General features: G+C 49.9%; 10 protein-coding genes and 1 riboswitch. Of the genes, 5 read left to right on the forward strand and 5 right to left on the reverse strand.

Annotation, left to right across the window (positions count from 1 at the left end; translation table 11 throughout):
• Positions 1-194 precede the first annotated feature (194 nt).
• Entirely contained in the window at positions 195-4832 is a 4638-nt protein-coding gene (locus tag ACZ5ZV_RS14395; RefSeq protein ID WP_464117867.1) for a CUB domain-containing protein, read from the forward strand.
• A gap of 5 nt (positions 4833-4837) precedes the next feature.
• Here the strand turns inward: ACZ5ZV_RS14395 and ACZ5ZV_RS14400 are convergent, their stop codons facing one another.
• On the reverse strand, positions 4838-5233 hold the full coding sequence (locus ACZ5ZV_RS14400) for a hypothetical protein (protein ID WP_464117869.1): 396 nt from the start codon (positions 5231-5233) through the stop codon (positions 4838-4840).
• A 74-nt stretch (positions 5234-5307) separates the two neighbouring features.
• On the opposite strand from ACZ5ZV_RS14400, the gene ACZ5ZV_RS14405 reads away from it, so the two are divergent.
• Positions 5308-6108: an Mrp/NBP35 family ATP-binding protein gene (locus ACZ5ZV_RS14405; RefSeq protein WP_464117871.1), complete on the forward strand. Its 801-nt coding sequence runs from the start codon at positions 5308-5310 to the stop codon at positions 6106-6108.
• Between the two features lie 431 nt (positions 6109-6539).
• Positions 6540-6623, forward strand: a riboswitch (cyclic di-GMP riboswitch).
• A 172-nt stretch (positions 6624-6795) separates the two neighbouring features.
• Here ACZ5ZV_RS14405 and ACZ5ZV_RS14410 read toward each other — a convergent pair.
• Both ACZ5ZV_RS14410 and ACZ5ZV_RS14415 read right to left on the reverse strand, forming a co-directional pair.
• Positions 6796-7863: a branched-chain amino acid aminotransferase gene (locus ACZ5ZV_RS14410; protein WP_464117872.1), complete on the reverse strand. Its 1068-nt coding sequence runs from the start codon at positions 7861-7863 to the stop codon at positions 6796-6798.
• A gap of 80 nt (positions 7864-7943) precedes the next feature.
• On the reverse strand, positions 7944-8708 hold the full coding sequence (locus tag ACZ5ZV_RS14415) for a M48 family metalloprotease (RefSeq protein ID WP_464117874.1): 765 nt from the start codon (positions 8706-8708) through the stop codon (positions 7944-7946).
• A gap of 306 nt (positions 8709-9014) precedes the next feature.
• On the opposite strand from ACZ5ZV_RS14415, the gene ACZ5ZV_RS14420 reads away from it, so the two are divergent.
• The gene (locus ACZ5ZV_RS14420) at positions 9015-10349 is read left to right on the forward strand and encodes an ISL3 family transposase (protein ID WP_464117818.1); all 1335 of its coding nucleotides are present in this window, start codon (positions 9015-9017) and stop codon (positions 10347-10349) included.
• A gap of 143 nt (positions 10350-10492) precedes the next feature.
• The gene (locus tag ACZ5ZV_RS14425; protein WP_464117875.1) at positions 10493-12313 is read left to right on the forward strand and encodes a hypothetical protein; all 1821 of its coding nucleotides are present in this window, start codon (positions 10493-10495) and stop codon (positions 12311-12313) included.
• Here the strand turns inward: ACZ5ZV_RS14425 and ACZ5ZV_RS14430 are convergent.
• Positions 12310-12648 (reverse strand): hypothetical protein, encoded by a 339-nt coding sequence (locus ACZ5ZV_RS14430; protein ID WP_464117877.1) that lies wholly within the window; start codon positions 12646-12648, stop codon positions 12310-12312. The genes ACZ5ZV_RS14425 and ACZ5ZV_RS14430 overlap by 4 nt on opposite strands.
• 88 nt (positions 12649-12736) lie before the next feature.
• Here ACZ5ZV_RS14430 and ACZ5ZV_RS14435 point away from each other — a divergent pair, with 88 nt between their 5' ends.
• Entirely contained in the window at positions 12737-13600 is an 864-nt protein-coding gene (locus ACZ5ZV_RS14435) for a LysR family transcriptional regulator (protein ID WP_464117879.1), read from the forward strand.
• 51 nt (positions 13601-13651) lie between these two features.
• On the opposite strand, the gene ACZ5ZV_RS14440 is transcribed toward ACZ5ZV_RS14435, so the two are convergent.
• The gene (locus ACZ5ZV_RS14440; RefSeq protein ID WP_464117880.1) at positions 13652-15238 is read right to left on the reverse strand and encodes a LysM peptidoglycan-binding domain-containing protein; all 1587 of its coding nucleotides are present in this window, start codon (positions 15236-15238) and stop codon (positions 13652-13654) included.
• Positions 15239-15254: the final 16 nt, after the last annotated feature.

Below are 15254 nucleotides of genomic sequence, written 5' to 3' on the forward strand. Positions count from 1 at the left end.
CTCTCTCTGATATTGGCGTTATCAGGATGCAACCTTAGCGCACAGATTCAAGACCTTCTGGAAGCGGAATCTCAAGGCCCCATTCAACTTAAGATCTCTGAAAAAATCCTTATCTTATCGTCAATGCCGCCAATGTCGCAGCCAAATCCATTTCAGGAACCTGCACGAACAATGATGGCTCCGTCCAAATTACGTTGAACACTGATGCCCTTGCATCCGCTGCCTGCAACAACAATCAGTGGTCCATTCTTCATGACTTCTCACCAACTCCGGACAGTGACAACCTGACTCTCACAGTCCAGGAAACTACCGTCAATGGAGAACTTCTCACAGATACAGCCGTGCTCCTTAAAGACACTCTTCCACCGCAACTCACTCCCCTGAGCAGCCAGCTTATACCTGCTCTACCGCAAACAGCCTCCTGGAGCTGCCTCGACCCTCTGGATCTGTGCCAGTTCCGCGTTCAGGAAAGTGATTCTCCAGCCTTTGTCTTCGTTGCTGAAGACTTCAACAGCACCGCCAGCGCTTCACTGTCTACGCCGGGCATTCGTTATCTATACATCCAAGCCACTGATAAGGCACAAAATCTGTCTGCTCCGGTCCAAGTCCAACTGTACGTGGGCCAGCCGAAAATATTCATCGGCGCGCTTTCAAAAGAACTGACTTTGAATGGTATCGAAGATCTGAATATCCTGGCCCCGGCCTCCCTTCCGGAGATGGCCCTGTTCAACAATGAAACTTGTTCTGGGACCAAGAATTGGATCAGCACCGAAAACTTTGTGCCTAACTGGGCACTGGACCCAACCGCTGAAGGTGGCACTGCCTATGTCAGTGTAAAGTTTAGAACTGCAACCATGCAGGAATCCGCCTGTTACCACGACTCCATTCAGTGGCCTATCTACACCTCCCACACTATGTGCACCAGCACCAGCTCCAGCCTTTCTCGCGGACGTATCGTCGACTCCGGTGGAACATCGGGACCTTATCAAAACAACGAAAACTGCGCACTGAACCTGACACTTGCTGGCCCAACAAACTTCACATTTGACCTTTTTGATACAGAAGAAGGCTATGACTTCATCAAAATCTATGACGGCGAGACCAAGATTTTAGATCACTCCGGCACCGAGTTGCCAGATTCTTTCACCACGACCTCGAACAACGTTCGGGTCGAATTCATATCAGATGTAAGTTACACGCAAGCCGGCTTTAATCTTCGTTGGGAAAGCGCTGGGACTGGCGCCACTCAAACCATCTCTTTAAATAACGGCGATGCGATCGCGGTCAAAAATCTTGTTGATGTCGCGCTCAGCACACCCTCTCCCATGTTCCAAACCTATCTTACCGAAGACCCTAGTTGTTCTTCTGGAGGAACCTGGACAGCATTTACCGCTGCGACAACCTGGACTTTTGCAACTGCCAGCTCAGGCCCCAAAGAACTTTTTGTCAAGTTTCGAGACGCCTTTAACCAGGAGACCTTCTGTTCTTCGGCCAGCATCCGTCTGGAACTTCCAGAGATTTCCATTGATTATCCCGCAACTGAGGATCAGATCGGCAATTCGCTTGTGATCGGTGGGTATTGTTCGATCCCCAATAAACAAGTCCAAATTAGCGGCACTCTTACAGGCAGTACGACCTGCGCCCCGGACCAGAGCTGGGAGCTTACGCTGGACACCAGCGCTCTGGCTAACAACTCGGCGGTCAATGTCACCGCCACCCTCAAAGACGGCAGCGAGACCCTGGCCAGCAATGCCAAGACCTATACAATCACCAGAACTCTTTCACTGCAAACGCCCGCTCCCGCAACCACGATCGGACCCACAACTCAATTTGGCGGTTCGTGCAATATTTCAGGGGCGACGATCAATATCACAAGTCCGGTGACGACAACGACCACGTGTACGGCTGGAAGCTGGTCGGCTTCCATCAATGTTCCTGGAGCTGACGGAGCCACCATCACCTTAACCGCGCAGCTTCTGCACAATTCAATCGTTCAAGAGACAAAATCCGCCACCTACACTTTGTCCACCACTCCGCCGACGGTGCAGATCACAGGAGCGCCTTCTGGCGTCAGCGTTCTGAGCTCTGTAAATGTCAACTTTGGCGGCACCAACGTCGGCTCGGTTCGCTACAAAATAGGAAATTCCACCGATTGCTCTTCGTCAACAGGCTATTCAACGGAAACTGCAGCTCCGGCAACAAGAACGCTGGATATTTCCGGGCTGAGCAATGGTAACGTCACTCTGTGTGCCGTGGGTAAAAATCCGGTCAATGGATTATGGCAGGACTTCGCTTCGGCCAGCAGTGTCAGTTGGACCAAGGATTCCGAAGTGGTCGCCACCATCACTTCAAAAAATATTTCCGTCGACGAGGGCACCACCAATAACACGATCACCTTCGCCCTTTCCGGCACGAAGACCTATGACGTCAAAATTTACTTCGACTACTTCGGCAGACAAATCTACATGGCGGATCACAACCTGGCTCCCGGATTTGTCACAATCCCGGCGGGAACTCTCACTGCATCCGTCAGCTATGATACTTTCGATAACGGACTGAACGACAGCGATCGGGACTTAAGAATTTATATATCGCATACCGACCAGCCGGCCGTCCGCATTGGCGCGACAAGTCTGGTCTCTCATCTGATCAAGGACAACGACGCAGTCTTTAAAACCGTCCTCAAAGTCGTCGCCGCCCGCAACAATCAATGTGCTATTTATTCTGACAACCGCCTGTTCTGCTGGGGTGACAACTACTACGGTCAACTTGGTTTGGGTCACAAAAATCGGGTTGGCACTATTGTGGAGCCCCTTCCAGGAACCACCTTCATCGATGTCTCCATCACGACCCAATCCATTTGCGCCATCACCTCCGCCAAAAAACTCAAGTGCTGGGGATACAACTACTACGGCGATCTGGGGATCGGCTCCACCACAGATCAGACCTCTCCTGCAGATGTCGACAGTGCAGAAAACTATGTGCAGGTATCCCTTGGAGCCAATGGGGCCTGCGCCTTGACCGAACTCGGAAAAGTGAAATGCTGGGGGCGAAATGTGAGTGGAACGAACGGAGATGGCACCACCGCCAACAGCTCCACGCCTCAGTTGATTGACAGTTCTGTCACCTATACCAGTGTTCACCGAAAATCCGGTACTGCCTGCGGAATCACGGCGGCTCAGGAATTGAAATGCTGGGGCGGGAACTCTTACCAGCAGATTGTTGTCGGAAGCACCAGCAATGTGCTGACACCGACCGTGGTCGACGCCGGAACGACGTATCTTTCTGCGACTGGCGGGTCCACTGTCTGCGGGATTACAACAGCCAACAAATTGAAATGTTGGGGATGGAACAACAACTCAAATGTCGGAGCTTATGCTGGCACCAACCCCGTTGTCACACGGGCCACCATCGACGGCGCCACCAATTATCTTTTTATATCAGATGATATGGGTTATCGCTGCGCCATCACCTCTAACAATGACCTGAAGTGCTGGGGCGAGGTTCGCGGCACGGTCAACTCCAATCAAACCACACTTTTGACGTCGCCCACCGCTGTTAACGACGGGATCAAGTACTCTCAGATTGCGATGGCTGGTTATGGGGCTTGTGGTGTTTCTACGGATGGACAGATTGTCTGCATGGGCGATCACTACAACAACTGGTTTGAGCCCGCGATCCTCTTTGACCTGACCCTTGTGGATACCGATACCACCGTATCAGACTACGGCGTCGGGTCTGCGGGTGCCTGCGCGATTAAGTCCGACGGCCTGGCCCTGTGCCTTGGCGCACATGCCGGAGCGGGATCGACAGTGTCCACCCCCGCTATTGTCGACAACGGCTCTAACTTTACCGGAGGCAAGGCGGTTCCTTCGAATAACGGCAGTTGTGTCATCAATGGCAGCGGGCAGATGTTCTGTTCCGGAGCCAATGGCTTTGGTGCCGTCGGAAATGGTGCGACGGAATCGTATGTCCCTTATATGTCTCCGGTTGCTCACTCAATTGCTTTTGCCAACACAGCCAGGGAAACTTTCTATTGCGGGTATGGCATATCAACCAGCGGCACCTTTTACGCCTGGGGATCTGAATCAAGCTGCCCCAGTCGCACACCGGCAGCGGTGGATACGGGCACAACGTACAAACCTGAAACCCTGGCCGTCGCCGACAGTTTAGCTTGCGCCATCACCACCGGAGATCAACTGAAGTGCTTTGGCTACGATGGTGGAACAGGTCATTTGGGCGGTGTCTCGCGCAACACACCAACCCTTATGGACAGCGGCACCCAATATCGATTTGTGTCTGTCGCCTACGCGCTCATCTGCGGAATTACCACCGCGGATAAAGTCAAATGCTGGGGCGCAAACAGCACAGGTAAAGTGGGCAATGGTACCACCACCAACACCAGCGTTCCTTACACTGTGGACTCAACTGAAACCTTCACCAAGCTAAGTGTTGGCTCCAGCCCGGTCTGCGCGATCACCAGTGGACAAGTTTTGAAATGCTGGGGCTACTGGGGGGATTACACTGGGAATTTGACGGTCACTTCGCCCACTGTGGTCAACGCTGGAACATCCTATCTGGACATCAAGGTTGGAAGCAGCTCCGCCCTGGCGATGACCACGGACGGAAAACTGCACTACTGGCCAACCGCACGCTTTGACCAGGCACCCATAGCCATTCAGCCTGCGACGACTTTCACCAGCATCAAAGGTCATGGCGCAGGGTACACTTACTGCGCCATGGACACCTCTTCAAAACTGTGGTGTTCAAAAGCAAGATGGGATGGAACTTTCGTATCCACCCCACGCTATATGCCTTACCGAAGACAGTAAAAATTCTAAGCCGATTTATTAAGGATAGCCTTGTAAGCCGTCTCCAAAAACTCCAGCGATTCGCGGTCGCTGCGATGGATGGCGGCCTGATAGGCCTCGGTCACAATTTTGATGGAGGCCCCCGCTGGAACCCCTAAAACCTCATAGGCATCCCAGGAATGCCCATTGTAGTTAAACATCACATTCAGATTCTTGGATTGGCTCCCCGCAAGATCAGGGTGAACCTGAGGGGGTGCAACATTTCGACGCAAAGGCTCGACTGCCGGCGTCTGAGATGGCGCAGGATCGATTAAAGGCGGGGCACTGTCCTTTGCCTTCAGGTTCAGTTGCGTCGGACGACGGCTGCCGCCCCGAGAAACGAGATACCAGAATATGAAAGCCCCTGCTCCCACTAGATTCAATGTCAAAAAGTCTTGGCTATTCATCCAAGTTCTATTATTGGTGGTGTGGACCAAATTAGCAAGGAGTCACCTTCATGGCAGCCCCAAATCCCTTTGAAAAACAGGCAGGCATTCCCGGAGTGAAACACATTATCGCCGTCAGTTCCGGTAAGGGTGGCGTCGGCAAAAGTACCGTGGCCACAAACCTTGCTATGGCGTTAGGCAGAAAAAACAAAGTCGGCCTTTTGGATGCTGATATTTACGGCCCGAGCATTCCTCGTATGTTAGGTACTCTGGCACAAAAGCCCCATATCAACCCGGACACCAATCAACTGGAGCCGATCGTTCGCTATGGCATCAAACTGATGAGTATCGGCTTCCTGGTCGAAGAAGGTGCCGCCGTGGTTTGGCGTGGACCCATGCTGTTTAAAGCGATGGATCAGTTCCTGCGTGATGTGAACTGGGGTGAGCTGGATTATCTGGTGGTGGACTTGCCTCCGGGGACTGGCGACATCCAACTGACTTTGGCGCAAAAAGTTCCGGTGTCCGGTGCCGTGATGGTTTCCACTCCGCAGAACGTGGCATTGGTGGATGTTAAAAAAGCAGTCGACATGTATGCGCGTGTGAACGTGCCTCTCTTGGGGCTTGTGGAAAACATGGCCTACATGATCAACCCTGCCAACGGTGAAAAGATGCAACTTTTCCCGAAGGGTGAAATCGATTCCTACGCAGAATCCAAGGGCATCAACAAGCTGGGTGAAATTCCTTTCAACCCGTCTGTGGGCATGGCGTGTGAAGCGGGTATTCCGATCGTGGAAGCCAACAGCAACGGCGCTGAAGCGCAGGCGTTTATGAAGATCGCTGAAGAAATTCGCGAACTTCTTCCAACGACCTAGTTCAAATTTTTGAAATTCTATTTTTTATTCTCAAAAAAGGCCGTCGTTCTGACGGCCTTTTTGTTTCAAGCCAAAACAAAAAACGACCTTGTTTCCCACCCTGATACGTAAATCTGACGTAATTTGAGAATCGACATCCGTGCTATTGAAATTAAAACTTTGGTCGGGCTATCCTGATTGTGTTGAAACCACAAGGCTCGTGAGACTTACCTCTGAGTAAGTGAATGCTAGTAGGGCCAGCTAAAGGAGGACACGGATGAATTTTCGTTTTTACGAACATCACGATGACGAACTGAAGTGAAGACGCGTCACCAGGATTATTACAAAGAGGTGCGGTTCATGCCTCTCTAAACAAGAATGGGCTGGTTGGATCTGATGAATAACTCAAAGGAGGTTCCTAGGGTTATACTCGTTAGGATTAAGATCCTTCCTTTGCCTCAAGGCAAACCGCTCGGAAACGGCGGGACGCAAAGCTAAAGGGGTGTCGGCGCAAGCCATGCCAGCCAGCTGCCAAAGGTCATGAGTCACCTGAGGAATCAGAGGTGTGCATATGGAAGGAACAAATACATACAAGGATTGGTTTCATTCCCCTTAGCTAGCGAGTTATCACTGACGATTCCTCGCTAGCACTTTTTTTGGGCCCTGCCTTTTCAAGACAACCCGGCCCGCACACAATCAATACAAAAACTATTTCTTAAGAGGCACCAGCCAGTTTAATTTATCCGGCTCAGTTCCACGCTGAATGGCCGTGATCTCTCGGTACAGTTCATTGCTCAGTGGACCATTTTCATTGTTATTGATGATCCAGTCTTTACCCTTGTAGTGCAACACACCCACAGGGGAAATAACCGCCGCTGTGCCAGTTCCAAAGACTTCTTTAAGCTCTCCCCGCCCCAGGCGCTCGATCACCTCTGTGATGGTAATACGACGTTCTACGACTGGCAGACCTTTGGAACGCAAAAGTTCCAAAATCGCATCACGGGTCCCACCCGGAAGTATGCTGCCGTTCAAGGCCGGTGTGACGATCTCGTTATCGAAAACAAAGAACACGTTCATGGTGCCGACTTCCTCGATCCCCTGGTGTTCCACATCCAACCACAGAACCTGGGAATAGCCCTGCTTTTTAGCCTCCAGGGCCGCCTTCAGACTGGAGGCATAGTTTGCTCCGGCCTTTACGGCACCCAATCCACCTGGCGCTGCACGAAGATACTTTTCTTCCGCCCAGATTTTTACCGGCTTGGTTCCTTCAGAATAATAAGAGCCCACCGGGGATAAAATAATAAAGAAGATCGTTTCACGCGACGGACGAACCCCCAGGAAGGGCTCTGAACCAATCAGAGTCGGACGAATGTACAAAGACGTGTTGGGCTCTTTGGGAATCCAACGCTCATCAACCGCCACCAGCTCCTGCAAAGCCTCCATGAAAAGCTCCAACGGGGGCGCTTCCAGACACAGGCGAGCAGCGCCATCTGCCATACGACGATGATTGAACTCCGGACGGAAGAACACCACTTTACCGTCCTCCTGACGAAAGACTTTCATCCCTTCAAACAGCGCCTGACCATAATGAAAAACAGAAGCCCCCGGATCCAGAGACAGAGGACCATAAGGCAGGATGGCAGCTTCGCTCCATCCTTTGCCTTCCGTGAACTTTGCCACGAACATGTGATCAGAAAAATGCTGTCCGAATCCAAGTTGATTGGACGGAGGAAGCGCCTTCGGCGACGTCGTCAGAGTTTTGGTAATTGTTGTCATACCAAGGACCTACCGAACATAGGCACTTTGGTCAAACTTCGATTGCGATTTTCACCTTTTAATAGACCCGAAGCCCCGTGTTAAAAGATATCACACGAACCTTGCTCATAAACTTTATTCACTAAAGCTTGAGCCCGCACAGCCGCAGGGTCTTCCGATGTGTCTGTGGTAATGTCAAAACCCATCAAGACACTGGTGGCACTGTTTAAATCTGCGGCAGAATGTGGAAGTCCCTGACGCTTCATATGCTCCAATTGCTGAGCCGCCACACAGTCCGCCTGAAGCTCCATTGCCAGCCCACTGGTGGCCAGCAATTCCTGTATCGAAGCTAAGAGGTCCCGGCCCGCTGGCCATTTGCCTGCTTTCACAGACTCATAGATAGTTTTCAGCTGATAAGCCACCGCCCCCAAAGGCAGCGGTGTTTTTTGCATATTGTGAGCTTTTTCAGAATGCGCCAACTCATGGGCAATCACGGCCGTCAACTGAGCCGGGGTCAACATCTCAACAATACTTTTGGTCAAGAACATGTTGTTACCAAAACTAAATCCGTTGGGCTCTCCGGGAAGACCCTGAATGATAACAATCGAAAGCTTGTCGTAACGATACTTGAATGCCGGATATTGATAGATTTTCTGAAGTGCCTGATCCGCCCTGCGCTTTATTTCGGGCGCCTCAATTTCCTTGAACTGTGGATGACTGATCTCGGCCGCCGCCATCAAAATACCGCGCACCAACTGCCCCAGATAGTAATCCGGAGACACGTACTGCGCAACCGAGGCCTGCACCTGAAAAGCCACCATAAAAGACAACACGAAATTGACAGCGAAAACATTCTTCCAACGCATAAGACCTCTTTCTTAGGTCTTAGCGATATTCGTACCCAGGCCATAAGCAACCTAAAGCCGAGAGAGGATCAAATAAACGCCTAAAATGATACCTCTGCCGCGAATGGGCGGTTCTCGGGATTTAGCTGTGGGTAAATAAGAAGAAAGACATCCTGTCATAGGAGCTTCCCGCTCCCATACCCTGGGGAAAAGCCGGTCATCGTGACCAGCTTTTTGCGTTGTGGCGTGGGAATAAAAAAGGCCCATCTTGGCTGACCTTGTGATTTGATTTTTTTACCACAAATCACCAAATTACAAAGGCCAAGGATGGACCTTCATCATTTGATCAACAGCTTGTTGGGTCTGCAAGACTTAACGATTACCAACGCGGAGCTTTCAGAAGACTTTGTATCTTGTCGGATCAAAGCTGAGCTTCCCTGGGCGCGAGCGCGCTGCGCTAGTTGTGAGCATCCACTATTGGAGTTCCATCAATGGAGTCATCGTGAGCTCAAGGTCCCTCCACTTGGACTTTTTAAAGACGTAGTTATTCAACTACGTTATCCACGAGGCCTTTGCCCCATTTGCAATAAAATCCAACGCGCATTTGTGGCAGGAGTCCACTCTAAGTTTAAAGGCCATAGCTGTAGTTTCGTTGAAACTGCTGGTCGATTGATGGAAGAAACCACTTGCGCTGCAGCCAGTAGGACCTTGAGTTCAGATCCAAAAACTTTATGGCAAATAGATCAGTGGCGTATGCGAGAAATGCAAAAGAATTTGGATCTAAAGAAGTTCACGCAAGATATAGATGTGTCACGTATGAGCGCGGATGAGGTGCATTTTAAAACTGAAACGGAAACAAAGAGAGACCACCCCTTTGCACCAAGATGGACTGTAAAGTTCGTTACCAATTTAGTCTGCACTAAAGAGGCCAAGATCATTGCAAATGCCGCTGGTCGGGATGCAATGGCGTTAGCCAACTGCCTGCGTTCGCTCTCTCGTCCTCAGCGATTATCAGTAGAGTTTTTTTCAATAGACATGAACCCAGGATACTTCCAGGCCGTTAGTAAGCTTTGCCCAGATGCTGAAATCGCGGTTGATAGATTTCACTTGATTCAGAATATGAACGAATACTTTGAAAAAATCAGAAAAGAGGAGTTTCAAAGAGCCAAGAAAAACAAAAAAGAATTCGAAGAGATCATGCTATCCCCTTCGAAGCGGTTCATGTTTTTAGAACGCAACGCTGTTTTATCTATTGAGGAGCATAATATGCTTGGTAAATTAAAAGTACTAAATACGAATATCTCAAATGCCATGATCATCGTTGAATACTTTCACAAAGTATTGGAAGAAAAAGGTGTTCAAGGTTTTAGATCTCGGCTTACGAAATGGTACGGCTTGGTTCGTGACTCAAAACTCCTTCCGCTGCGAAAGTTTGCTCTTCAAGTGAGAAAGTATCGAATGAATATTGAGGCTTATATACGATCTAATTTGACGACGGCTATCAGTGAAGGACTCAATAATAAGATCAGAGTTTTAAAGGCGATGGCTTACAATTATCAGAACGAGGAATCATTCATGCTTAAGATCCTTCAACGGTGTGGCTTTCTCAATTCGAGACACATGGATACGAGGGCTCTATTCAAATATAGCCAGTTGGCATAAAACCTACCCACAGTTAAAACCCGAGAGGCCGAATGGGCCCTTGCCGCTGCGGGGCCCCTGTCTAACATATTAACAGCGTGAAGAACGCCACGAGGGCCTGACTTTCCCCTCAGTGTGGCTTCGGCTTTGCTGAAAAGCCAGACATGCGCATTCAAGCTTTTAAAGTCTTTATTTCAGCTTTACTGATCTCTGGCACCGCCTGGGCCACCGAAGTTCCGGCCCACTGCAAAGAACCCATTGTCCGTCTGAAGGATTCCGAGCAAAAAATTCTGAATCCGTCCCTAACAGGACACCTTTATCAGCGCGCCTTCCTGAAGCTTGCGCAAAGACTGAGTCTTGAAAATCTCAATACGATTGAAGCTTATGCCGCCACACTGAGCACACGCCTGAAAAAAGAACAGATTGAAAGTTTCAAGTCTGTTTTCGCGAACTACGGACAGGCTTCAGATTATGAAAACTTCATTCAAACTTTGAAAAAAACCGATTACTGGAAACCTGCCACCCGCATGTCGAACTCTTATGTTGCAGTGCTGGCTGCGCTGGCCCGCCATCTGGGGGAAATCAATTTAAGCGACAGTGAAATAGAAAGCCTTTGGATCAGCCACAACTGGCCTCACATCGACGGAACTTCATTGTCCAAAAAACTGGCCTCTATTTCAGGGGCCACTGAAAAGAAACGGCATCTGACGGTTGTGGAGTTTAATTCCCTGCTGCGCAGTCTGGGCCGCGACTGTGACACAATTACCGACGCTGAAATTCAAAAGAAAATGCGTCAGGATTATTGGCTGACTTTGCGTGAAAGTCAGACGTCCGACGTGGACGGCGCACGCATTATGGTGCTGGGACAAGTCTTTGTCGCAATTCCTTCTGTCAAACTTCCCGATCAGCGCCTGAATCAGGGCACAACCCAGATTGTAAATCTGAAAAAATATCCTGCGGAAAAATATGAAACGTACATTCAAAAACGTCACGCCGTGAATCAGAAGGCGGATCTGGATGTCATTCGATATTTCCACACCCACTATGGTGATTCAGCCTATGTCGTTATCGACAAAAAACAAAAGCAACTGCTTTACTTCCGTCAGGACGGAGTTGAACTTTCCAGAACCGGACTTGAAACATTCGCCGGTGACGAAATCAACTCTGGGGGCGCCGGGATCTATTTCTATGCCTCCCAGTCTGCCGGCTTCCATTTCCTTCAAGCGGAAAGAGACAACCTGACCCGCGCTGTGTTTAAATCCAACGCTTCTGTCCCGGTTGGCACCCCTGTCTATGTGCTGCCGGCAACCACCGAGCATCGTTTCCGTATCCGCAATCACCGTCTGACCTTTGGCGCCGGCAAGGTCTTCCGCAACCGCGTGGCCTACAACTACACTCCACTGAATCGTGACTTCAAAAAGGTGTCTATTACCGTGAACCTGCAAGACAGCTTCACCAAAGCTTATGTCAAAGCCCTGCAGGACGAAAAAAGTACGCTGATGGGACTGTTGCGAATTGAAGACGATGACTACAACATGCTGGCCCAGTTCGCCTTCGGAGTCATGGCGCCAGAAACAGACTACGGGCAGAACTGGAAATACAAAATCAAGGAATTGGCGCCGGTGCTGGTCTCTTTGGCCAAGGGAAATGGCTTTGATACGGACGCCAACAGCCGCGGCCCAACACAGATAAAACGCATTCCGGACGTTATTATCGAGCACTATAAAATGGAAAAAAGTGATCTCAAAGACCCCAAATCAGCCGCCGTGGCAACACTGGCTTTCTGCGCGGACCTGATGAAGGATCTTAGAAACGTGGCCCATTACCATCCTGAGATCACAGAGGAAACTTTGCAGAATTATCTGTATTATCTCTATCAGGGACGTCGCTGGGAAATCCGTGAAGCCACCGCGACGCCGGATAAAAATGCTTCGATCCGCAAGATCAAGAGCGCCATTTCCCTGCTGTCAATTCAAGATATTTAGTAGCGAGCCGGGCAGGTCACAGTGACTTGCTCTGAGTTCTTCTTTAAGGACAACGACAGGTCGCTGTCGGTCATTGTGTGTACGGAAACATCCGCAAAAGTCAGCGTCGCCATATAATGCCCGTCAACTTCCACCACACGCACCTTGAATCCCTCAACCCATTGATCCAGCACCCAACTGGCCAGATCGGTGTTTTCTTTTACTTCCACCGTCAATTCCACCGGAATCTCATACGCTTTGGCGGGGCTGCGATAGTCCACCCTACAAACTGGATTTGCAGCCAGTGCGGCGAACGTTGTCAAAAATGTCAAAACAGAAGCAACAAGATTTTTCATAGGACCTCCACAACGAAGGCCCTTATAACGCTGAAATGACATAATCAAAATTGAATTAATTTTAATTTAATAATAAAATTTTCTTATTATGTCTGAACCTAATATTTACCATCTGAAGTACTTTATAAAAGCCGCTGAACTGGGCGGTCTGGCCGCGGCCGCCAAAGCGCTGAACATCAGTCAGCCAGCGATCAGCCAAGCCATCAGAAAGCTTGAAGAAAACCTGCAATGTGAACTTCTTCTGCACACTAAAAACCGCTTCAAGCTGACGGAAGAAGGGCGCCTGCTGCTGGAACGCTCCCGGGGCATCCTGACCCAACTTGAAGATTTGAAAAGCGAACTCAAAGGCCGCTCTGAAGTGATTTCGGGCCCCCTGACACTTGCCACTTCGAGCGCAGTGGCGCACTATCTGCTGCCGAAATTTCTAAAAAACTTTCTGAAAACCCATTCGGCCGTTTCTCCGGAAATTCAGTTTGGGTCAGTGCCTGAGATCCTGCAAATGGTACGTTCTGGAAAAGCTGAACTGGGTATTATCATCGACGAAAACCGGCCACCGGGATTTGAAGGACGACTCTTGGGGGAAGGTGGTTTTAGCTGCATTCACAAGTCCTCAACCTCCCCCGCCCAGCCGCGCTTTATCAGCACCTTGGAAAGCCCCGGCAAACACGAGTTGGAGAAGGCCTACAAGCGGGCCACAGGAAAAAATGCACTGACGGCCTTAACAGTGGAAAGCTGGGAGGTCATTGCTCAAATGAGTCTGCTGGGAATGGGTGTGGGCCTTGTCCCGGACTTTGTCGCCAGCGTCCAGACGGGTCTGAAAACCGTCGAAGAGTTTTCCGTTTGGGCCGAACGGATCCGCTATAAGATCTATCTGATTCATCTGGGAGAGCATCAGCTTTCCAAACCCGCGCGTCTGTTTGCTCATGAACTAACTCAGGGAATTTTAGAATAAAAAAAGGGACTCTTTTCAGAGTCCCTTCTTAGTCTTAACTGTTTTGGCTATTTATTGATTCACTTCATTGGGGATCACAATACGTGTTCCAACCATCAAAGATGCCGGATTGCGGATATTGTTTCTTTGTTTAATATCCGAAACAGCCACATTGTACTTCGCAGCGATCACGGAAAGATTCTCACCGCGGCGAACTACGTGAACTTTGGCTTTAGCTTTGCTGGACTTCGCCACATCCACAGAAGCCTTCGCAATGGAAGAACTGCCTGGGACTGGGACTTTCAATTTCATGCCCACCTTCAAAGTACGGCCACGCTTGATGTTGTTCATGCGCTGCAATTCAGAAACACTGGTGGAGTATTTGCGTGCAATCGTGAACAAAGAGTCACCGGACTGAACGATATAGTAACGACCATCAGCGCTGACGGTCACTGAGTTCTTTGGCTCTTCAGAGGTGGATTTCTTTGCCACCATGGAGCGCGTTGCTGGACGATCCTTCACTGGAGTGCGGTCCGGAACCTGAATGCGCATACCCACTTTCAAAGGTTTGCGACGAGGCAGATCATTCAAATCACGCAGGTAAGCCACTGTTGTGCGATAGCGACGAGCCACGGTGCTCAGAGTGTCACCGCGACGAATGCGATAGGTCTGTGTATCACCAGAGTCTGCAACGAAACGAACACTGGATACAAAGCTTTCGGTTGCAGCCACTTTTGCTTCATTAGATGTGCCCGGCGGCACACGCAGAACCAGGTCGCTGCCCTTAAGAATTGCCACTTCCCCTTTGAACTTCGGATTCAAAGCTTTGAAATCTTCATAGTTCAGATTCAGCTTTTCAGCCATCATACGCAGATTCACCGGTTGATTGACTGTGATGTGATCGAACTCAATGGGTGGAAGATAATCGATATCGTCGAAACCATATTTCGCCGGGTCTTTGCCGATCATTTTCGCGGCAATGAACTTAGGCACGTAATTGATGGTTTCAGCTGGAAGTCTTTTCTTACGAGCCAGTTCCCAGAAATCGCGCGTGTAGTGATTCATTACTTCGCGTTTCACGCGGTTTTCACCCACGTTATAGGAAGCCATTGCCAGATACCAGGAGCCGAACACGCTATAAAGGCCTTTGAAATATTCAGCGGCCGCTTGGGTTGCGAATACCGGGTCACGGCGTTCATCCACAAAGGCGTTGATATCCAAGCCATAACGTTTGCCTGTACCACGAATGAACTGCCAGTATCCCACGGCAGACGCATGAGACGTCGCACGGGAACTGAATCCGGATTCAATCAGGGCAATGTAGAAAAGATCTTCAGGAAGTCCGTTGTCACGCAAAACTTTTTTCATCAGTTTTTCGTAACGAGTGGATCTGGCCAGATAACGTTCCATGTGCGGGCGACCGCGACCTTGGAAGTAGGCAATCCATTTTTCTACCAGGGGGTTAACTTCAGTAGGGATGGATTCCAATTCCTGATCCACCACCTTGGGGCCTTCGGGGTCAGACAAGCGGAACGAGCCAATGTCCTTCAAATCCCCTTCACTGTTGGTAGCTGGTCTGCCAGCTTTTGTGCCCAAATCCTTATGAGCACACCCTGCCAAAAAGGCCAGGACCAAACTCAATGTTAAAAGTCTCCTCATGAGTCCTCCGACGCAG

It is taken from the genome of Bdellovibrio sp. HAGR004 (genome assembly GCF_055397015.1).